Source organism: Cedecea lapagei (assembly GCF_900635955.1).
Taxonomy (GTDB): Bacteria; Pseudomonadota; Gammaproteobacteria; order Enterobacterales; family Enterobacteriaceae; genus Cedecea; species Cedecea lapagei.
Genome location: NZ_LR134201.1, coordinates 2,050,265 through 2,070,376 on the forward strand (window position 1 = coordinate 2,050,265; position 20,112 = coordinate 2,070,376).

16 protein-coding genes are annotated in these 20,112 nt (G+C 55.7%); 13 read left to right on the forward strand and 3 right to left on the reverse strand.

The window, feature by feature from the left end:
- Nucleotides 1-30 precede the first annotated feature (30 nt).
- From EL098_RS09955 to EL098_RS09965, 3 genes are all read right to left on the reverse strand, one after another.
- Complete coding sequence (locus tag EL098_RS09955) at nt 31-1,341, reverse strand: serine hydrolase domain-containing protein (protein WP_126356075.1); 1,311 nt, start codon at nt 1,339-1,341, stop codon at nt 31-33.
- A gap of 177 nt (nt 1,342-1,518) precedes the next feature.
- Nucleotides 1,519-3,177 (reverse strand): malate dehydrogenase (quinone), encoded by a 1,659-nt coding sequence (gene mqo, locus EL098_RS09960; protein ID WP_126356076.1) that lies wholly within the window; start codon nt 3,175-3,177, stop codon nt 1,519-1,521.
- A 369-nt stretch (nt 3,178-3,546) separates the two neighbouring features.
- Nucleotides 3,547-4,971, reverse strand: a complete 1,425-nt coding sequence (locus EL098_RS09965; RefSeq protein WP_126356077.1) for an MFS transporter — start codon at nt 4,969-4,971, stop codon at nt 3,547-3,549.
- A 111-nt stretch (nt 4,972-5,082) separates the two neighbouring features.
- Between EL098_RS09965 and EL098_RS09970 the strand changes: the two genes are divergently transcribed.
- The 13 genes from EL098_RS09970 to modD all read left to right on the forward strand — a co-directional run bounded on the left by EL098_RS09970 (nt 5,083) and on the right by modD (nt 20,108).
- Nucleotides 5,083-5,958 carry a helix-turn-helix transcriptional regulator gene (locus EL098_RS09970; protein ID WP_126356078.1) on the forward strand — a complete coding sequence of 292 codons (876 nt, stop codon included), beginning with the start codon at nt 5,083-5,085 and terminating at the stop codon, nt 5,956-5,958.
- Between the two features lie 483 nt (nt 5,959-6,441).
- Nucleotides 6,442-6,936 (forward strand): SH3 domain-containing protein, encoded by a 495-nt coding sequence (locus tag EL098_RS09975; RefSeq protein ID WP_126356079.1) that lies wholly within the window; start codon nt 6,442-6,444, stop codon nt 6,934-6,936.
- A 91-nt stretch (nt 6,937-7,027) separates the two neighbouring features.
- A complete protein-coding gene (locus tag EL098_RS09980) occupies nt 7,028-7,987 on the forward strand; it encodes a hypothetical protein (RefSeq protein WP_126356080.1) in 960 nt (319 codons plus the stop codon).
- A gap of 37 nt (nt 7,988-8,024) precedes the next feature.
- The gene (locus EL098_RS09985) at nt 8,025-9,410 is read left to right on the forward strand and encodes a serine/threonine protein kinase (RefSeq protein ID WP_126356081.1); all 1,386 of its coding nucleotides are present in this window, start codon (nt 8,025-8,027) and stop codon (nt 9,408-9,410) included.
- Nucleotides 9,411-9,471: 61 nt separating this feature from the next.
- Nucleotides 9,472-10,635: a merozoite surface protein 3b gene (locus EL098_RS09990; protein WP_232012389.1), complete on the forward strand. Its 1,164-nt coding sequence runs from the start codon at nt 9,472-9,474 to the stop codon at nt 10,633-10,635.
- A 54-nt stretch (nt 10,636-10,689) separates the two neighbouring features.
- Nucleotides 10,690-12,066 (forward strand): hypothetical protein, encoded by a 1,377-nt coding sequence (locus tag EL098_RS09995; RefSeq protein ID WP_126356082.1) that lies wholly within the window; start codon nt 10,690-10,692, stop codon nt 12,064-12,066.
- Nucleotides 12,066-13,466, forward strand: coding sequence for a DUF6384 family protein (locus EL098_RS10000; protein ID WP_126356083.1), 1,401 nt, complete (start codon nt 12,066-12,068; stop codon nt 13,464-13,466). Before EL098_RS09995 ends, EL098_RS10000 begins: the two co-directional genes overlap by 1 nt.
- Before the next feature lie 167 nt (nt 13,467-13,633).
- Complete coding sequence (treA, locus tag EL098_RS10005; protein ID WP_126358407.1) at nt 13,634-15,388, forward strand: alpha,alpha-trehalase TreA; 1,755 nt, start codon at nt 13,634-13,636, stop codon at nt 15,386-15,388.
- Between the two features lie 280 nt (nt 15,389-15,668).
- The gene (locus EL098_RS10010) at nt 15,669-16,694 is read left to right on the forward strand and encodes an iron ABC transporter substrate-binding protein (protein WP_126356084.1); all 1,026 of its coding nucleotides are present in this window, start codon (nt 15,669-15,671) and stop codon (nt 16,692-16,694) included.
- On the forward strand, nt 16,691-17,680 hold the full coding sequence (locus tag EL098_RS10015; RefSeq protein WP_126356085.1) for a FecCD family ABC transporter permease: 990 nt from the start codon (nt 16,691-16,693) through the stop codon (nt 17,678-17,680). The genes EL098_RS10010 and EL098_RS10015 overlap by 4 nt, the downstream gene beginning before the upstream one ends.
- Nucleotides 17,677-18,435, forward strand: a complete 759-nt coding sequence (locus EL098_RS10020; RefSeq protein ID WP_126356086.1) for an ABC transporter ATP-binding protein — start codon at nt 17,677-17,679, stop codon at nt 18,433-18,435. Before EL098_RS10015 ends, EL098_RS10020 begins: the two co-directional genes overlap by 4 nt.
- Before the next feature lie 9 nt (nt 18,436-18,444).
- Complete coding sequence (locus EL098_RS10025) at nt 18,445-19,257, forward strand: class I SAM-dependent methyltransferase (RefSeq protein ID WP_126358408.1); 813 nt, start codon at nt 18,445-18,447, stop codon at nt 19,255-19,257.
- Nucleotides 19,254-20,108: a ModD protein gene (gene modD / locus EL098_RS10030; protein ID WP_126356087.1), complete on the forward strand. Its 855-nt coding sequence runs from the start codon at nt 19,254-19,256 to the stop codon at nt 20,106-20,108. Before EL098_RS10025 ends, modD begins: the two co-directional genes overlap by 4 nt.
- Nucleotides 20,109-20,112: the final 4 nt, after the last annotated feature.

Genomic DNA, 20,112 nt, shown 5'->3' on the forward strand with positions numbered 1-20,112 from the left:
TAAAAGCCAGCCTCCCGGCTGGCTTTCTGGTTACTTAAGCGAATTCGCTATGGCGTTAAACATCAGCGATGCCTCCAGCGGCTGCGCGCTGAAAGAGGGTTCCGCCTTCGGCCAGGTAGACCACTGAACGATCACCAGCTTCTCTTTCTGGTTCACCATGATCATCTGTCCAAAGATCCCCAGCGCCCACATTGAGTCCTTACTTTCCAGACCGTGCTTCGGCCCTACGTCGCCCGCGTTAGCCGGTACGCTGTTGTTCCACCACTCAAAACCGTAGCTGCCATCCGGGTGCGCGTCGGTGACAGATTTCTGCGCTTTATTCCAGTCGCGGGCCTGCTGGACCCAGCCATCGGGCAGCATCTTCTTGCCGTCCGGCAGAACGCCGTTATTCATAATGAACAGGCCAAATTTCCCCCAGTCTTCAAGCGTAGCGTTGAAGCCGTGGGCGCCGACATCATGTTTCCCCTTCTGGTAGCTGTGCCACACGCCATCGTGCGTCATGCCGTAGGGCTGCCAGATAGTTTCCTGCAGGTTTTGCGCCAGAGATTTCCCCGTCGCCTTTTCCAGAGTATCGCCGAGCAGCCAGGCACCACCGGAGGAGTAAGACCAGACCTCACCGGGCTTGGCGTAATCTTTACGCTGTGGATCTTTCACCAGCTTGTTTACGCAGTCGTAGGTACCGCTATTGGCTTCACACTGGGTTAACAGGGCAAAGTCAGACTTTGGATCGGTGTAATCTTCTCCCCAGTTCACGCCGGAAGTATGCTGCAATAGCTGGCGTATCGTGACATGTTGCCAGGCGGTGCCTTTCACGTCGGGGTTATACTTGACGATCTCGTCATCCAGCGAGGTGATTTTCCCCTCTTTCAGCGCCACGCCCACCAGCGTAGACACCACGGATTTCCCCACGGATCGTGATGTCCAGAGCGTCGTAGGCGTATTGCCTTCGCCGTAGTAATCCCAGACTATTTTACCGTCCTTAATTACCATCATGCCGGTCACGCTGTTTCGTTTCAGATACTCGCCCAGCTTAAAATCATGCCCGCCATACTGGTAGCTTACATCTGATAGATCCTTTGCCTCACGTGGAACAGGTATTGGCTGCCCTGCTTTAAACACATCCCCCTCGTAAGAGCGATAGTCATTACGAAAGCCCACCACGCGCTGCTGCTGGTTCCATGTCAGCATCTCTTTTACGTCTGGCAGTTTGGTGTCAGCGGGAGCGGGACAAGTTGCGAGCTGGAGCGCCTTGCAGTCCGCAGCGGCAGAGGCGGCGTGCGCCTGCAGAGCGGCGCCAAGGCAGAGGGTAAGCAGGCAAATTCCCGTATTCAGTTTGCTCATCGTGTTTTCCTTAAAGTGGCGTTATCGCCTGTCAACACGGAGACTGTAGGGCAGATGTTTTAATAAGAGATATCAGTTAGCGGGGGAATATCCCCCATTAGAGAAGAAGGGACTCTATCAAAAGCAAAAAAAACCCCTGCGTAAGCAGGGGCTGATTAACTCGTTTAGGCGTAAAACTTACAGCGCCATATCGTGCTGAGGAGAGGCCTCGGCCTTCGGCTCGGCTGGTTTTGCCTGCGGCGTTGTAGTCTGGTCATTCATCTGAATAACAGGCGGTTTGGTCAGTTGCAGCGTGGCCGCAGTGTCATCCCAAACTTTCTGAGTCAGCGCCACATTGCCGTTCATCTCCTGGCCATAGCTAGGCACAACCGCACGGATCTTGCTCTGCCATTCAGGCGAATTGAACTGCTGCGGGAACATCTGCTTAAGCACGTTCAGCGTGATTGGCGCGGCGGTAGAGGCACCCGGAGAAGCCCCAAGCAGCGCAGAGATGGTTTTCTGCTGGTCAACAACCACTTCGGTACCCAGCTTCAGCACGCCGCCTTTGTTCTCATCTTTCTTGATGATCTGAACACGCTGGCCGGCCTGAATCAGTTTCCAGTCCTCTTTACGCGCCTGCGGATAGTACTCTTTCAGCGCTTCAAAGCGGTCTTCATCGCTCAGCATCACCTGGCTAATCAGGTATTTAACCAGATCGAAGTTATCCAGGCCTACGTCGGTCATCGGCATAAAGTTGCTGGTGGTCGTCGTGCTCAGCAGATCGAAGAAGGAGCCGTTTTTCAGGAACTTGGTGGAGAAGGTTGCGAACGGCCCGAACAGCACCACGCGCTTGCCGTCAATAAAGCGAGCATCAATGTGCGGCACGGACATTGGCGGTGCGCCTACGGACGCCTGACCGTATACTTTTTCAAGATGCTGGCTGGTCACCGCCGGGTTTTCGGTCATCAGGAATGAACCACCTACCGGGAAACCGGCATAGTTTTTCGACTCCGGAATACCGGTTTCCTGCAGCAGCTTCAGCGCGCCGCCGCCGGCACCGATGAAGACATATTTCGCGTCGATGGCGTGCTCTTTGCCGCTGGTGACGTCTTTGATGGTCACATGCCAGGAGTTATCGCCGTTACGCTTGAAATCAGTGACTTCAGAAGAGGTTTGCAGCGAGAAATTCGGGCTTTTTTTCAGGCTACCGATCAGCTGACGGGTAATTTCACCGTAGTTAACGTCGGTTCCGACCGGCGTCCAGGTGGCCGCGACTTTCTGGTTCGGGTCGCGCCCTTCCATCACCAGCGGAGCCCACTGCTTAATCTGCTCATGGTTGGTGGAGAATTTCATGCCCTGGAACAGGGTTGTTTTCTGCAGCGCATCATAACGCTTGGTCAGATACTCAACGTTTTTATCGCCCCAGACAAAACTCATGTGCGGCGTGGAATTAATAAACGAGTGCGGGTCATTCAAAATACCGCGCTGAATTTGCGCAGACCAGAACTGACGGGAAATCATGAACTGCTCGTTAATTTCCAGCGCCTTGCTGACATCAATAGAACCGTCCGGACGTTCCGGCGTATAGTTAAGTTCCATATTTGCCGAATGCCCGGTACCGGCGTTATTCCAGCCGTTCGAGGACTCAAGCGCCACGCCGTCAAGTTTCTCAACCATGACCTGTTTCCAGTCCGGCTGCAGCTCCTGGAGCCACGTCCCGAGGGAGGCGCTCATGATGCCGCCGCCGATCAGCAGGAAGTCGGTTTTTTGCGTGGAATCCGCGTTAGCGTAGCTGGCAGAGCTTACGAATAACGCCAGTGTTGTCAGGGAAATAATTGTCTTTTTCATTGCAGGCATAATAATTATATTGCATCGCAGGTGAATGAAGTTCTTCTATGTTAACCCACTTTCACGATATTTTAAAATCTCATTCACATCTTCATTAATCCATACAATTAATGCCAATGATTTTTTTAATTAAAAAAACCAAATAAAATCAACTCATCCGAAAATAACACCGCGATAAAGTACATCCTGTATTTCCGAGATTATTAACGGTATTTCGCTTATTTATCGAGGTGTTATTGATCAAAAAAATCCATGCCAGAGCAAGGATTTTTTCTCACCACCGTTGCCGCCAATCTCGTATAAATACGCCATTAACGGATTGTGCTATTTACTCAACCAGCAGCATAAAGACGCTCAATTGACAGCAGATACGCTCGCTTAGCTCGCCTCTCTGGCCTTCACGCCGGACAAAAGCTGACGGCGGGTGACGGCGGCAACCGCCAGCGCCAGCATCATCACGATCTCAGCGGCCAGGAAGCCAATCATCGCCACTGAGTAATCCCCGCTTTGGCGCTGCAGATGCAGAAACAACGCTCCGAGCACCGCAGGACCCAGCCCCAGCGCCGACTGTTGCAGGGTACTCAGTATGGCGCTGGCCGCACCGGCATCATTCAGATCGATATCACGCATCCCGATGCGATAGAAGCTGTTAACAATCAGCGCCTGCCCGTAGCCGGTCACCAGCGTCGCGGGGGCAATAGCCAGCGGGCCTGCGTGGGTTCCATAATGGGAAAGCGTAAGCATCAGCCCCAGCAGCCCCACAACCTGGATAGCGATCCCACTCAGCAGAATCGTACTCAGCGAGTGACGAACGATCAGCCTCGGTGCAAACCAGGCTGAAACAAAATAAGAGATGCCCATAGCGATAAAGCTATTCCCGGATTGCCACGGCGCCATGCCCATCCCCGACTGCAGCGTCAGCGCCATACAGAACATAAAGCCCGACCAGCAGGTAAAGAACAGCAGCGCAATCAGCAGGCCAAACCGTATGCTGCCCAGCTTCAGCAGCCGCGGCGGCAGCAACGGCTGCAATCCACGCTGCTGCTGACCAAGCGCGCTCATGCGCATCAGGTAGCCAAGCGGCAGCGTAGCCACCAGCATAAGCTGCATCGGCCACGGCCAGTGTAATTCAGGCCCCAGCGCCATCGGGAACAGCAGGCAGCAAAGCATCAGGGCAAGCGTGACGGTCCCTTGCCAGTCGATGCGCGAATGGCTTTCGCTGCGCGTTTCTGGAATATAAAAGCGGCTCAATACCAGCACTAACAGGCAAATAGGCACGTTGATAAAAAACGCGTTACGCCAGCCCAGGCCTGCGATGTCCGCCGATACCAGCCAGCCACCGCCCATTTGACCGATAATAAAAGCAATACCGCCAATGCCGCCGTACAGGCTGATGGCGCGAGCATGCGCGGTGCCCTTTAGCGTCACGTGGAGCGTGGCAAGGATCTGAGGCACAATCAGCGCCGCACCAACGCCTTGCAGAGTACGGGCGGCCAGCAGCCCGGTGACCGAACCGGAAATCCCACACAGGAAGGAAGCGATGCCGAAAAGCGCGACGCCCCAAAGCAGAGTCCTGCGGCGGCCGTGGTTATCCCCCAGTTTACTGCCCACCGCCAGACTAACGGCAAAGGCAACGCCGTAGAGCGCAACGATAAGCTCCAGTTGGGTTGGCGTGGTGCCCAGAGACTGGGTGATTGAGTCGAGCGCGACGTTGGTGATAGAGGTGTCGATTAACGGCAGCATCTGGCCCGTCAACAGCAGCACCAGGCCAGCACGGCCGGGCGAAACAGGCGAATTATTCATCAGGGACTCCATTGCATAGTTCAGGATACCGACGTAGGATCCTCCATCGTTCAACCGGGTACCAGTTCTTGCTTATACTGGTACCCGCACTACTATTCTGGAGTCGTAAAGATGCTCATCACTCAGCCTGAACGGCGAGCCGGCGCGCTGGATGACAGCCGTAAGCTGCTGGCGTTGTTTTTGCGTACCCGGCGTGAAAGCCTCGATCCGCAGCGCCTGGGTCTGCCACGCAGCGGTCGTCGACGCACCCCAGGCCTGCGCCGCGAAGAGGTCGCGCTCCTCGCCGATATCGGCGTAACCTGGTATACCTGGCTTGAGCAGGGACGAGAGGTTAACCCCTCGTCCAGCGTGATGACGGCCATTGCCACTGCGCTGCAGTGCTCTCCGGCAGAAACCCGCCATCTGTTTATTCTGGCAGGCCTTCCCCCTTCTGAAGCGCCGGCCGCTGCCCAGTGCGAAGGGCTAAGCCCGGCCTCGCGCCGCATGCTGGAGGCGCTAATGCCGAATCCTGCCAGCATTCAGAAGCCAAACTTTGATATCCTCGGCTACAACGCCCATTTTTGTCAGCTGATGGGCGTCGATCTCGACAACGTGGCGCCGGAGCATCGCAACTGTATCTATCAGTATCTGACGAACGAAACCTGGCGCAGTCGGGTAGACTGTAACGAAGATCTATTACCCAAGTTTGTTGGCTGGTTCCGCGCGGGGATCACCGAGCATCGCGGCGACCCCCGCTGGGAAGCTTTGCTGGAATCGTTTTTTACCGCCTCTTCCGCCTTTAAAACGCTCTGGGAGCAGCGCTACGAAATCCGCAATATAGAGAACCATATAAAACAGTATACGCATCCGCAAATCGGCACCTTCAGCATGCAGCAGGTGAACTGGTACTCCGCGCCACGGGACGGGTCGAGACTGCTGGTTTACCTGCCGGTGGATGAGCCAGGGGAGCGAGCCCTACGTCTCTTTTCAGATTCCGGCAGAGCCTGATTTCAGGTTGATCAGCAGGCAGCCCATAGACGGGTTGCCCAAATTTTTATTTGTTTTAAGATTAACCTCAGGGAAACCTGAAGCCGCCCTCCACATTGACCACAGAATAAAAATAAGACTTCGCTGAAACTATCCATTTATCAAGTAAATTCAGAATATTAGTGACATTTTCAGGTTTGTTATCACCCTTAACTGTTATTCCGATTACTTTTGAATCGGGCAATTTTTCTGCCGCGCAAGCCCGCCATGAAACCTCCGCGTGCGTAACAGGAGATCCCCACGTTATAACGCCATTGAATTGTTAACCGGGGAATGTAAAATCACGCTACTATGCTGAAACCACGCAAATTACTTGTTGCGGCGATACCACTTAGCCGCCGCACCCTTTTGCGTGGGCGTATCTCACGTCGTGGACCATTTTCTGTGCGGCGCACCTTGTTCCGCGACGGTTGGGTTTTAACCTTTTTCTCAGGGAACGTCTCAATGAAATTGCGAAGCCTGTTAGTCCTTCTTGTTGTCACCACGGTTGTCGGCTGTAAAGCGCCACCGCCGAAGATGACCGACGACACCATGGTGACCAGCACGGTGAACGGCGTCTCCCTGACTCACCGTTATATCGTTGAAGTTCCGAAAGAATTCACGCCAGTGAACGCCGAGTATCGCGCACTTTATCCCGGCTCCATCATGAGTAAGCCGGACTTTGGCGGCAAAGTGATTGCCCAGCTCGAAAATGGCCAAAGCTATACGGTGCTGGGCGAGGTGGAAAACCACTGGTTTGCCATCGCCGAACAGGATAAACAAGAGCTTGTGGGCTATGTACCGCTCAGAGCGCTGGTGAAGAGTGAGCTCTACAGCCAGGCGTTGAAAAAAGATCGTCCTCGTCCTCGTCGTGCGGCTAAGAAATCTACCTGCGTTGCGGTGGATGATAAAAGCAAAGCCTGCCAGAACGCCGATAACGGAACATGGATAATTAACTAAACTTCCCCTTTGGGGCTTTATCATCGACGACCGGGCAATACGCGCAGGCATTGATGCTGCCCCCAATTTACACAGGCTAACAAGGATTTTTATGAAACTCTGGCTTTCGGGTATGGCATTGCTGCTGGCATCCAGTACCGTCTGGGCAGGGAACTACCGCATCGTTCAGTCCCCTTCTCAGAAGCTGGACGTGTGGATAGACAATATTAAAAGCAATGCCCCGCAAAGCTGGTGTGGAAGTGAACTGCCGGTGCGTATCGTCGCCAACGGTGATAAGAATCCCCTGATCCTCAAGACGTTTATGCCCCGCCTTGGCGCACTTCTGGAAAACCAGTGCAGCGAAATTGAACACGTGAACTGGCTGCTGGAGGATCCCCAGGGGGCTTCCCTGGCACGCGGTTCAGCCTCAAAAGCTAAAGACTGGGACCTCACGATTGAATCCCCCCTCTCTTCTGTAGCGACCAGCAATGAGCGCCCGGAAGATCTTTCAACGCCGCTCGACCGTACGCCGTGGCTAGAGTTTACCCTGCAGGACGGCTGCCATCTGCGCACGTTCTGGCAGGGCGATGCTAACAGCAGCGCGCTGTTTATCCCCGGCAAAGAGAATGGCAAGTGTGAAAAAGGCGGCTGGCTAAACGGCAGCAGCGAGGTCATCCAGCGCGGCACCAGCGGTGAGAAACGCATCGTAATGACCTTCGTGCACGGCTTTCCGGTCAGCGGCCTGAACACGGCAGCAGATGCAGATAACCTGCTGATCACCAGCGTTAACAATGAGCGTATGGTGGTCAGCAGCGAACAGGCGCCGCAAAGCTGGTTAATCTTGCCCTACCACCCGGAAATCAATGGCTGGAAGGCCAGCGGCACGGTCGCCGTTGAAGTGCCTCGTGACATGGCGCTTGACGAGCAGCGGCTGCAGACCCGACTGAACGAGGTGCGTAAAGTCTGGTCCGGCTGGCTGGCACCCGATACGGCCGTTACGCTGCTGCTGGTAGAGTCGCTGCATCCACAGCTGCGGGACCCGGCCGCCGGTGCATGGCGCGCCCAAAAATAATATGTCGCACGTTGCACGATTTCGCGCAGAGAACATCATGATAGATAACGATTTTATCCCCAGAATACCTAACGCTCTGCCGCCGGGCTACCGCTTCGATGAATTCGAAATTCAGGAAGCCATCGACGCCAGCATGACCAGCATTCTTTATCGCGCCTGGGATCATCAGCTCGAAAGAGTAGTGGCGATCCGCGAATATATGCCTAAAGCCTACGTTATGCGCGACGAGGTGATGGAGCTGGTGCTGCACAGCGAACGCGATCATCTGGTGTACACCACCGGCCTGAACGGATTTATGCAGGAAGCGCGTCAACTGGCCCATTTTAATCATCCTAATTTGCCCCAGGTTTTGCGCATCTGGAGCGATAACAACACGGCTTATGTGGTCACGCTGTTCTACAGCGGCATCACCCTTGATGAGCTGCAAAAACAGCAGCCGTCGCTGATTGATGAAGCGTGGATCCGCCGCATGTTGCCGATGCTGTGCGGCGCGCTGGCCACGCTGCACGCGGCTGAACATCTCCACCGAAACCTGTCGCTGAAGAGCATCCTGATTCAGGACAACGGTCTGCCTATCCTGCTCAATACCGGAGCGCCGCGCGGCGGGCAGGCCTCGCTGGATGATGGCAACACTTTGCTCCACCCTGGATTTGCACCGCTTGAGCAGTACACCAGTGACCTGGCAAGCCAGCTTGGTCCGTGGACCGACATTTACGCCGTCGGCGCCGTGCTGTATACGCTCATCACCGGTAATGCGCCTCCTGCCAGCGTAGCGCGCAGCATTCAGGACAGCTGCATTAAGCTTGCGGAGAGCCAGCCGGAGGGCTATTCCCTGAATCTGCTGCAGGCGGTCGATAAAGCGCTGTCGCTGAAGCCGGAAGATCGCCCCCAGTCTGTTGATGACTTCGCGGCCCTGCTTGAGATCCCCGTCGGCGACGTCAGGGAGCTGGTCAGCAGCAAGAAAACCGGTACCGCGCTGGTGCCGGTAGAAGAGCCAGAGGAGAGGACGGCGCTGCCGCTCTGGAAACGCTATCAGCCAGCGCTGCAAATCAGCGTCGGGGCCGTTGCCGGTCTGATCGTAGGTGCCCTGCTGTTTGGTCGCAGCAGCTCTTCTGTTTCCGCACCGCCTCCTGCTGCCGAGCCGGTAACCGCCAGCCAAAATACCCCTCCGTCAGCTGAAGCAGCCGCGCCGCTCGCCTCCGAGGGCGCACTGGCTCGCGTCTACGTCCGCATGAACGAAGGCGAACAGCTGACGGTCAACGGCAAAGCGCAGAAGGTCACGCCGGCCGCCAACGGCTTCGCATCCCTCCAGCTGTCCGCCGGTAAATATCTGCTAACGCTTAGCGGCAGCGGCGGGCAATCGCGGAAACAAACTATTGTAGTGACGAACCCGGGCACGTGGCTGATCAATCCGCAGGGATGATTACAGAGGAATATCATCAAGGTATAGTGCTGGCTGAAACAGTTAGACATCAATAAAGGAAATGATGATGACCTCTGCCGTAGCCACCTATACCGCCCGAGCCATACAGAAGTTACAGAAACTGGGCATCATGCCCGCCCCAGAGGCGGAAACGCCGGTGCTGGTGTTGCTGGATGCCATCGTGGACCTGGATTCTGACCGGGTGACCACTATCGGCAGAACGCTGCAGCAGCAAAGCGCTTTCAACGCCGTCGTGCGCGACAATATTTCAAGCATGGATGTCGCCAATCGCCAGACAAAAATCGTCGCCGCTTTCGACTCTATCCGCCAGGATGCCACGCAGATGGTCGGCTGGCTGGACGACGGAAAGCTGGACCTGATGGAGCGCATTAAATCCGGCTGGATGACCCTGCGTCGTGGCTCCATACCCGATCGTTTTAACGCCATTAAAAAGACCTGGCTGGAAGTCGCCAAAGCCTCTGATGAGCAGATCTCCCGCGAAAAAGTTATTCTCGACGCCTATCAGGACTTTCGTTTCGGGCTGAAAGAGGCCCATGTGGACGCGATGGCGCTCATGACGGTGGCAGAGCAGCGTGTAGACCAGTGCCGCCAGACGCTACAGAGCGCCCAGGCAGCCGCTGACAGCACCGAGGATCTTGATGGCGCAGAGCGTTCACGTCGTGAGCTGGTCAGGGATGAAGCGCTGCGCGCCATCCAAAAGGAGGACGAGCGCTATCAAATCGTCAAAGATCTCTCCGACAATCTGCTTATCGCCTATAACGCCGCTGAGGCAGTGTTCGCCCGGCTCCAGCAAACTAATGCGATCAAAGAGCGAGTTTACCGCCAGGGCGTCACCTTCTTTGCAACCAACGAAATCGTCTTTACCGCGCTGTCAGCCTCAATGACCTCACTTCAGGGCCTCGAAGAGAGCACCAAAACGCTGGAGGCCATGAAGAGCGGCATTAACGATGGCCTTAACACCCTCGCCTCGAACGGGACAAAACAGCTGGAAGCAGGCCTGCGGGCGGGCTACGGTTCAACAATCAAAGCCGAATCGGTCCGTTCGCTGGTGACCGCTATCGTCAATTTCCAGGCGTCCAGCTACAAAATGATCGAAGAGCTGCGCGATGAAGCGACCAAAAATGCTGAAGAACTTGCGGCGGTTGTGGAAGACGGCAAGCGCCGCTTCGCCAGTATCGTTAATAAAGCAGAATTAACGCGCTGATGCCCGGCGTTTTCACTCCGGCATGCCGGACAGCTTTAAGGAGAACCGGAGCTAATGGAAGCTTATAAACTGGCGCGGACGCTGGCGCAAAATAGCGCGACCCAGCGTCTGCAGCTCTCATCTGTGGAAGCCTCTGTGGCCGAGTTACGTGGCCAGCAGCTCTCATTGCAGCAGCAAATCGCGTCTCTCTATCAAAAAATGGCCACGCTGCTTTTGCAGGAATCTTCATCCGTTGACGTCGATGAGCAAAACATCCAGATCCTGCTGCAGCAGCTAAACAACCAAATTGCCCTGACCCGCCAGCAGCTGGCGGCTGAAGAACAGCATTTTCAGCAATATCAAAGTGCGTTAGCCACGCTGGATGAGCAGATAGACCAGCATGAAGCCGAGCGAGACGCGCGGCTTGCCGCAGATCCGCAGGCTGAACAGGCACGGGTGGATAAGGAAAACTTCGCGGCTGAACTTGAGAAACAAACGGCGCTGCACCGAGAGCTTGAGGTTGAAGTTGCGGAGAAAACGGCCGTTTACGGCCAACAAAAATTGTTCACTTACCTGCTGAACAAAGGATACGCAACCGAAAAATATCGAGCCTGGCGCCTGAGACGTAATCTGGATAGCTGGGTAGCCGGGCTGTGTCGCTTCAACGAGAATTTTGCCAATTATCGAATGCTCTTTGCGCTACAAAAAGCCTCCGAAACCAAACTGCAAACGCTCACAGAGCTTGCCACGGCGCGTAATGAACGCTTCACTGGCTTTGTCAGCCGCGTTGAAAAGAGCGTCGGCCTGCCCGGGCTGTATCAGCGGCTTGAGGCGCTGGAGGCCAATTTGAGCGTGAGCCGGCAAAAGGTCAGCCAGCTACAGCTTAAAATTCAGGAGTATGCCAGCGGAGAAGGCGAGCATTTTCAACGTATTATGCGACGCCTGTCGGAACAAATGTCCCGGCTACCGCAGGAAAAACTCAGCGAGCTGGTGGCGCGTACCGCCTCTCCTGAAGATGATATTATGCTCGAAAGGATACGGGCGCTTATCCCTCAGGAAACCAGCATCGGCGGCCGTATTTCCGCCGCTCAAACCGACCTTGAGACCGCACGCAACGATCTAAACCGCGCCGAGTCGCTGGAGAGCGCCTTCCATCAGCATGGCTTTAACAATCCAGACCTGGAGTTTAAATGGGGCCTGCTTGATAGCGAAGACAAACAGATCAAGCGCTATATGAACGGCGAACAAAGCCTGAGAGATATTATGAATAGAATCTCCCAGGCCGCCCGTAAGCGCCCCAGACCGGCTACGGCTAGCAGCTATAGCAGCAGGCGTGCTACCTCCGGCACAATATGGTCATCCAGCTCTTCTTCTGGCAGCCGCGCAGGCGGCAGTTTCAAATCTTCCTCTTCAACCGGCGGCGGCAGCTACCGCACAACGGACAGTTTCTGATGGATAAGGTAAAACTCAGCGATCAGCTTGGGGCGATGGCCATCATCGATGCGCTTCATGCCCGACAAATTGCCGTTGACGAACATTTAGACTTGCCGCTTTTACGGCAAAAAATCAGCCAGCGCATACGCGACTACTACCAGCAACAGGGCACGCCCGTAAATGATGAGCTGATAGAGGAAGGCGTTAAAAACTGGTTTACGCACCGTTTGAGCTACCAGTCACCCAGCTTAACCCTCAGTCAGCGGCTGGGCTCGAGTCTTTATTTAACCAGCCCTAAATGGCTGAAAGGCCTCGCCGTTCTGCTGCTGTGCGGGGCGTTGTATACGGGTTACCGTATTTATGACGCACGAAGCCAATGGGCAGCGCTGGACAACAGCATTGCGGCTCAGCTGAACAGAAGTCACAGCCTTGAAAACCTTTCAAAGGACATTAAGGGCTCGCTTGATGTTGCCAATAAAGCATCGCCGATCTGGGCGACTGCGCCTCTGGCTAAGGTTGAAGATGAGATAAACGACATGCTGGCTCAGTTTACACGCCAGCAGCCTCGGGATCTGAAGTTCGCGGATGCCCGCGCGCCGCGCGAGGAGCAGCTACAGCAACTGGTAAGGCTGAACGATAAACAAGCCGAACTCCTGCAAAAAGCCAATACTCTTGTCGCCGACGTTACCCGCCTGCTTCAGGTCGAGGACTCGCTTCAGAAGATCACCGCCGACCCGCAGTTCGCCGTCTTCCGCTCACAATCTTCGGAGGTTGAGGCTAAATTCGATGCAGCCAGGCAAGCTATCCTCCAGAATAGCCCGACGATGGAGACCGCCGTTGCCGAGGTCAGCACCGCTATTGAGCAACAAAAAACGCGTGCCGAGCGGGTAAAAACCTTTGATGAAAAGAAAAAGAAACTTCTCGGGCTTCCCCTGTCGAGTAACGATCGAAAAACAGTTGGCGAATTTATCGCCGGGCTGGAGCGTAGCTTAGCCGAACGCGGCTATACCGCAATAATCCCGCCGCCGGAATGGATTGAGGCCGTGAATCGCATGGATGAGATGTACGAGTACGTTGCTGAACCGCTGACGTTTATCGTCGTGGATCGTATCGGCGAAAAATCTGGCGTAGAGCGCACCTATGACGAATCCGGGGGCCGGAGCTGGTATCTGATCGCCGAGGCGATAAACAGCCGGGGCGTACCGCAGTCTGTCTGGGTAAAAGACAGTGAAACCGGACGGGAACGCAAGACCACGACCTTCGGCATCCGTATTTCGCAGGCCGAATTCGAGAAGCTGAAAAAAGATAAACAGGATGACGGGCACATTGATAATTACATCGTGGGCAATAAGCCCGCGAATCAGCTCAACGTTCGCTACCAGCGTCCGGTAATGGACGGGCGAATTTTGAGCTGGTAGCCCTGATGCGTCACGCCCCGCCCTGCGGGGCTTTTTTTTCGCTGGTAAATAGTCTGGTTTTTGCATTTTTGTCGTCAACGACATACGAAATTCGGAAAATTCAACTAAGTTTTTCAGGGAGTTGATCGCAACGTAGCTTGTTGCGTCCCGTCGAAGGAGAAGGAATGATGATAAAACCCGTTTTGCGCCGGCCCCCTGCATTATGTCTTGCGGCCCAGATGGCCGTTGCCGGTGCCCTATTAGGCCTCACGCCGCTTGCTGCACTTGCAGCCCAGGAAACCGAAACAGCCCGCCCTCCCCAGCCACAGTCGCCCGATGAGCTTTTTGGTCCGTTATTTATTGATGTGCAAACGGCAAAGCTTTTCCCCGATCAGAAAACCTTTGCTGATGCGGTGCCCAAAGGCGACCCGCTGATGATCCTCGCGGATTATCGTATGCAGCGCAGGCTCTCCGGGTTCGATTTACGTCATTTTGTTGACGTGAACTTTATCCTGCCGAAGGAAGAGGCAAAGCCTGAGCCGACCGAAGGGCAAAGCCTCCGGGAGCACATCAACGATCTTTGGCCGGCGCTGACTCGCACCGCCGACAGCACCAGCAAGTGGGATCCACTGCTCCCGCTGCCAAAAGCCTACGTTGTGCCGGGTGGCCGCTTCCAGGAGCTTTACTACTGGGACAGCTATTTCACCATGCTGGGGCTGGCAGAAAGCGGCCGCTGGGACGATGTGCAGAACATGGTCGACAATTTCGCAAATGAGATCGACACCTGGGGTTATATTCCCAACGGCAACCGCAGCTACTATCTGGGGCGTTCACAGCCACCGTTCTTCGCCATGATGGTTGAGCTGCTCGCGCAGAACAAAGGCGATGCCGTATACACAACTTATTTGCCGCAGTTGAAACAAGAATATGCCTGGTGGATGGAGGGTAGCGACGCCCTTAAGCCCGGCGATGCCCACGAACGCGTGGTGAAGCTTAAAAACGGCGCCCTGCTCAACCGCTACTGGGATGATAAAGATACGCCGCGCACCGAGGCCTATCTGGACGACGTCACCACGGCAAAAGAAACGCCAGCCCGTCCGGCAACCGATATCTATCGGGATCTCCGCGCCGCTGCCGCATCCGGCTGGGACTTTAGCTCACGCTGGATGGATAACCCGGCACAGCTCGGCACGGTCAGGACCACAAGCATTGTGCCCGTTGACCTTAATGCGCTGCTGTACCAGCTGGAGAAGACGCTTGCTCACGCCAGTGAACTGGCAAAAGACAGCGCTGCCGCGGAGCACTATAAACAGGCCGCCAACGAGCGCCAAAAAGCCATTGAACAAAATCTGTGGAACGCTAAAGAGGGTTGGTACGCAGATTACGATCTCAAGAGCAATACCGTTCGAAATCCGCTGACCGCCGCCGCTCTGTTCCCGCTTTATGTTCATCTGGCCTCGCAGGAAAGAGCAGATAAAATGGTCAGGGTTACGCGTCAGCATCTGCTCAACGCCGGCGGGGTTGCCGCAACCAGCCTGAAAACCACCCAGCAATGGGATGCGCCGAACGGCTGGGCGCCGCTGCAGTGGGTGGCGACAGAAGGCCTGCAAAACTACGGGCATAAAGATCTCGCGCTGGAGGTGAGTTTCCGGTTCCTGAGCAATGTGCAGAATGTCTTCAACAAAGAGCATAAGCTGGTTGAGAAATACAATGTCACCGTAAGCGAAGCAGGCAGTGGCGGAGAGTATCCGCTGCAGGATGGCTTCGGCTGGACCAACGGCGTCGCGCTGAAAATGCTCGACCTGCTCTGCGGTAAAGAAAAACCCTGTGACAATGCGCCCGATAAACTGCCTTCGGCCACCCCTGGCCCGGTCACCGATACGGAACACCCCGTAGCGGAGAAAGCAGGAGATTCGCCGTCCGGCGCTAAACCTGCGCAATAATATCTCAGCGGCTTCGGCCGCTTTTTTAATCTTGCTATCGAGCTTCGCCAGAGAATATGGTTTCCCGGTGAAATATCATTCAATAATAAGTTTCCCGTTATTCATTTACCAAATGAATATAAAGCGTTAACTATTCTTCGCCGCCCAATAAATGCACTCGCCGACAGTTTAATAAAAAACAGCCTCTCAACCGTTCATAATTTGACCTCAAACAAATAAACAATCGCTATATATGAAAGTATATAGCGAGTTTTGCTCAGGCTATTAACGGAATAAATAAATGTCGATAACAAGAAGAGTGCTTTTACAGGGACTGGCTACCGGCGCGCTATGCCGGGCGGCGCCGCTATTTGCCTCCGCGCCCGCCCGTCAGGTAATCAACACGCTCCCCGCCCCGCAGAGCATTCACCGGGTTGTGAGCGCAGGTGCACCGGCTGACCTATTAATGTTGGCGGCGGCGCCTGAAAAATTGTCTGGCCTCTCCTCTTTCGACTTTAGCCGTGAAGCCAGTGGCCTGTTTCCGGAAGTTATTCGTCAGCTGCCTGAATATGGCCGACTTGTCGGCGGCGGCAGGACTTTGTCGCTGGAGAAATTATTATCCCTTCAGCCTGATTTAATTATCGATTGCGGCAGCACGGATGAAACCTGGCGCTCTCAGGCAAAACGTATTGCCAGCCAGACAAAAATCCCCTGGGTTTTACTTAACGGTGAGCTGGCTCAGTCGGCGCAGCAATTCACCGCCGTCGGTGAAATTCTGGGGGTAGAAAAACGAACCCAGAAGCAAGCCGAGCTGGCTCAGCATTTTATTTCTGAGGCGCAGGCCTTCTCTCGCACCGCTGCCGCTCATCTTCGTTTTTATGCTGCCAGAGGGCCACGTGGGCTTGAAACTGGCCTACAAGGCTCGTTACACACCGAAGCGGCAGAGCTTCTGGGATTAGAAAACGTCGCGCGAATTGCGGGCCGCAGCGGTCTGACTCAGGTGTCGATAGAGAATTTGCTGCTATGGCAGCCGGATATTATCCTGGTGCAGGATAAAACCACCCTGGCAAGCCTGCTGAAGGATCCGGCATGGCAGGGGGTCTCCGCGGTCGCCCATCGCCGCATCCTGTTGCTCGACGGTCTGCCTTTTGGCTGGCTGGATGCACCGCCAGGCATCAACCGCCTGCTCGGCATGCGCCGGCTGCAGGCATGGCTTGATCCGGCCGTGGCGACTCAGTTGCAGGCTGATATGCAGCACTACAGCAGGCTTTTTTGGCACCGCGAGCTGAGTGAAAAACGCTATAAAACGCTCGTGGATGACCTATGAGACGTGTTTCTCTCACGGCCTTACTTTGCCTGAGCCTCGCGGCGTCAATGAGCATTGCCACCCTTTCGGGTGCGTGGCACCTGAGCCTGCTGCAAATAGCGGAATTGATCTTACCGTTTGGTGAAACCAGCCTTTCTCCTCAGGCACAGATTGTCTTTTGGCAAGTTCGCCTGCCCCGCATTATGACCGGTTTGCTTATTGGCGCAGCGCTGGCCGCGGCGGGAACCACCTATCAGGGCATCTTCCGCAACCCGTTAGTCTCACCGGATATCCTTGGGGTTTCCGCTGGCGCCGGACTGGGCGCAAGCCTTGCCATCTGGTGTGGAATGCCAATAGAGATTGTTCAACTTTTTGCCTTCTGCGGCGGGCTGCTGGTGGTATACGGCGTATTGTTCATCACCCGCGCCAGCACACGCCACGATCCGGTGTTAACCCTGGTGCTGGCAGGTATTGCCCTTGGTACGGTGGCCGGTGCCGGGATTTCGCTGATTAAAATTATTGCCGACCCTTATACCCAGCTGCCGTCGATTACCTTCTGGCTGTTGGGCGGGCTGTCGACGGTCACCCCCGCTGACTTGCTGCTTTGCGCCCCGCTCATCGTTGCGGCCATGCTGCCTCTCCTCCTGCTGCGCTGGCGGATGAACCTGCTGACGCTCTCCGATGATGAAGCCACCTCACTCGGTATCAACGTAAAGCGGCTGCGTCTGGTGCTTATCGTCTGCGCCACGCTAATGACCGCCAGCGCCGTTTCCGTCGCCGGGATTATCGGCTGGATTGGCCTGGTGGTTCCCCATATCAGTCGCCTGATGATTGGCAGCAACCACCAGCGCCTCCTGCCAGTTGCAATGTGCCTCGGCGCCACATTGCTGTTGATCACCGATACGCTCGCCCGAACCCTGGCCAGCACGGAAATTCCGCTGGGGATCCTCACCGCCTTTATCGGTGCCCCTTTCTTTTTAAGCCTGCTGTTAAGGAGGCAGGAATGACGCTACTGAACGTTGAACAGGCCACGCTGGGCTATGCGGACAGGCCGGTCCTGAGGAACGTCTCTTTTTCACTGAACGCTGGCACATTTTGCTGCCTGCTGGGCAGCAACGGCTGTGGAAAAACAACCCTGCTGCGTAGCATTCTCGGCGTGCTGCCCCTTCAGTCAGGCGAGATAAACCTCCATGGCGTGCCGCTCGCCGGCCTTTCAACACGGGATAAAGCCCGACTGGTCGCCTGGGTTCCGCAGGCTCATGAAGGGGCGTTTACTTTCAGCGTCATTGAAATGGTGATGATGGGACTGACGCCACGGATGGGTATTTTTTCCACGCCGGGTGCCCATGAACACCGGCTGGCAATGCAGCAGTTGGAGACCATGGGCATAGCGCATCTCACTCTGCGGCACTGGGCGGCTCTTAGCGGCGGAGAACGCCAGCAGGTGCTGATTGCCCGCGCCCTGGTACAGCAGCCTCGCCTGTTGCTGATGGACGAGCCGGCTTCCAGCCTCGATTTCGGCAACCAAATCAGGCTGCTGGATACTTTGAAACGGCTAAAAGAGGTCGGCACCACGCTGCTGATGGCGACCCATCATCCCCTCCACGCCAGGGCGATTGCCGACAGTGTGATACGTATCGAACCGGACGGCTGCCTCACCCACGACGCCCCCGCAGCCCAACTCCGCACCGACAGCCTCGCTGCGCTTTACGGCCTGACCACAGGGCAAATACGCAGCCACCTCAAATATTCTCTGCCTTAAGGAAGCATGATGCTTATCGACTCTATTGATTTCGCCGCCCTCTACAAACAGCAGCTGCAGCTCGCACACCGTTCGGAAAAGGCGCCCGGGCACTGGGATGCCAGGGCAGAAAAAATGGCCGCAAACTGCATCTCGCCCGCCGGCGGGTATCTTCAACAGCTGCTGCAAAAAATCAACCTACGCGGCGCGGAAACCCTCTTCGATATGGGCTGTGGCCCGGGAACCGTGGCGCTGGCCCTGGCTGACAGGCTGAGCCACGTATACGGGGTAGATTACAGCCAGGGCATGCTTGACGTCTCCGCCCGCCGCGCCGGTGAGGCTGGCGCCGCCAATACCACCTGGATAAAACGTGCGTGGGAAGAGCCCTGGGATGATTTGCCGGTGTGCGACATCGCCGTCGCCTCTCGCTCCACGCTTGTTGCCGACATGTATCAGGCCATGAGCAAACTCAACCGACAGGCAAGGCTACGTGTTTATACCACTCACCTGGTAAATCCAACCTTTATGTCCCCCGTGATCCAACGGGTGATGGACCGGGAAGTCGTGGAGCTGCCAACCTATATTTATGCGCTGAATGTACTTTATCAAATGGGTATTCACGCGAGGGTGGAGTTTATTCGTGGGCATAATCAGGGCCTGGATAACAGCACCTTCGAGCGCTTCCTCGATAACGTAGCCTGGACCCACGGCGCGCTAACGGAGGATGAACGCCTGCGCCTTTACGACTGGTATCAGCGGCAGGATGCCGACGCGATTGCCTCCCCCTCTCGTGACTGGGCATTGCTCTACTGGGACAAGGCGCCCTGGGGAGTAGAGGGATGATTTTTATTCCGCAAGCGCAAACCGATGCCTGGCTGCTTGAGGATATCGCTCAGGGAGACCTGACAACCCGCGCGCTGGGTATCGGGGCCTGCCCCGGAAACATGGAGTTTATTCACCGTGATGGCGGCTGTGTCAGCGGGCTTGCCGCCGCCTCTCAAATGCTTCAAAGCCTTGGGCTTACCGTCTGCGCCTCCGTTATCGACGGCGAAATCGTTAAGCCCGGCCAGCGCCTGCTCGCCGCAAGAGGAAACGCTGCTGCGCTACATCAGGGCTGGAAAGCCGCACAAAACGTCATTGAGTGGAGCTGCGGTGTCTCAAACGAAGTGGCCGCTATGCTGGCTCTTCTGCGTACACGTCATCCGTCTGGTCATATTGCCTGCACCCGCAAAACAATACCCGGCACAAAGCTTCTGGCTACCCAGGCCGTTCTGGCGGCTGGCGGCCTGATTCATCGTTCCGGCTGCGGCGAAAGCATCCTGCTCTTTGCCAACCATCGCCGCTTTATGCGCGACGAGCAAGACTGGTTCGCCATGATAAACAGGCTCAGGCAGGCGGCGCCGGAGAAAAAGATTGTTGTTGAGGCTGAAACGTCTGATGAAGCGATGTCGGCCCTTGCGGCTGAGCCGGATGTTTTACAGCTGGATAAGTTTACCCCCGAGCAGGCAGAGGATATTGCCGATCGGGCTTTACAGGTTGCACCAGATTGCAAACTGGCGCTTGCGGGCGGGATAACGCTCACCACGCTGGAACGCTATCTGGAGTGCGGCATTACGCTCTTTATCACCTCCGCCCCCTACTACGCTCGCCCTGCCGATATCAAGGTCAGGCTCATGCCGTGTAACACGGGCTAATCCT

Excerpts from the sequence above, each read along its gene's own strand:
- EL098_RS10000 (WP_126356083.1), top strand. The coding sequence starts at position 12,066 with ATGGATAAGGTAAAACTCAGCGATCAGCTTGGGGCGATGGCCATCATC.
- EL098_RS09985 (WP_126356081.1), top strand. The coding sequence starts at position 8,025 with ATGATAGATAACGATTTTATCCCCAGAATACCTAACGCTCTGCCGCCG.
- EL098_RS09965 (WP_126356077.1), bottom strand. The coding sequence starts at position 4,971 with ATGAATAATTCGCCTGTTTCGCCCGGCCGTGCTGGCCTGGTGCTGCTG.
- EL098_RS10020 (WP_126356086.1), top strand. The coding sequence starts at position 17,677 with ATGACGCTACTGAACGTTGAACAGGCCACGCTGGGCTATGCGGACAGG.
- treA (WP_126358407.1), top strand. The coding sequence starts at position 13,634 with ATGATAAAACCCGTTTTGCGCCGGCCCCCTGCATTATGTCTTGCGGCC.
- EL098_RS09955 (WP_126356075.1), bottom strand. The coding sequence starts at position 1,341 with ATGAGCAAACTGAATACGGGAATTTGCCTGCTTACCCTCTGCCTTGGC.
- EL098_RS10015 (WP_126356085.1), top strand. The coding sequence starts at position 16,691 with ATGAGACGTGTTTCTCTCACGGCCTTACTTTGCCTGAGCCTCGCGGCG.
- EL098_RS09990 (WP_232012389.1), top strand. The coding sequence starts at position 9,472 with ATGATGATGACCTCTGCCGTAGCCACCTATACCGCCCGAGCCATACAG.
- EL098_RS10010 (WP_126356084.1), top strand. The coding sequence starts at position 15,669 with ATGTCGATAACAAGAAGAGTGCTTTTACAGGGACTGGCTACCGGCGCG.
- mqo (WP_126356076.1), bottom strand. The coding sequence starts at position 3,177 with ATGCCTGCAATGAAAAAGACAATTATTTCCCTGACAACACTGGCGTTA.
- EL098_RS10025 (WP_126358408.1), top strand. The coding sequence starts at position 18,445 with ATGCTTATCGACTCTATTGATTTCGCCGCCCTCTACAAACAGCAGCTG.
- modD (WP_126356087.1), top strand. The coding sequence starts at position 19,254 with ATGATTTTTATTCCGCAAGCGCAAACCGATGCCTGGCTGCTTGAGGAT.
- EL098_RS09980 (WP_126356080.1), top strand. The coding sequence starts at position 7,028 with ATGAAACTCTGGCTTTCGGGTATGGCATTGCTGCTGGCATCCAGTACC.
- EL098_RS09995 (WP_126356082.1), top strand. The coding sequence starts at position 10,690 with ATGGAAGCTTATAAACTGGCGCGGACGCTGGCGCAAAATAGCGCGACC.
- EL098_RS09970 (WP_126356078.1), top strand. The coding sequence starts at position 5,083 with ATGCTCATCACTCAGCCTGAACGGCGAGCCGGCGCGCTGGATGACAGC.
- EL098_RS09975 (WP_126356079.1), top strand. The coding sequence starts at position 6,442 with ATGAAATTGCGAAGCCTGTTAGTCCTTCTTGTTGTCACCACGGTTGTC.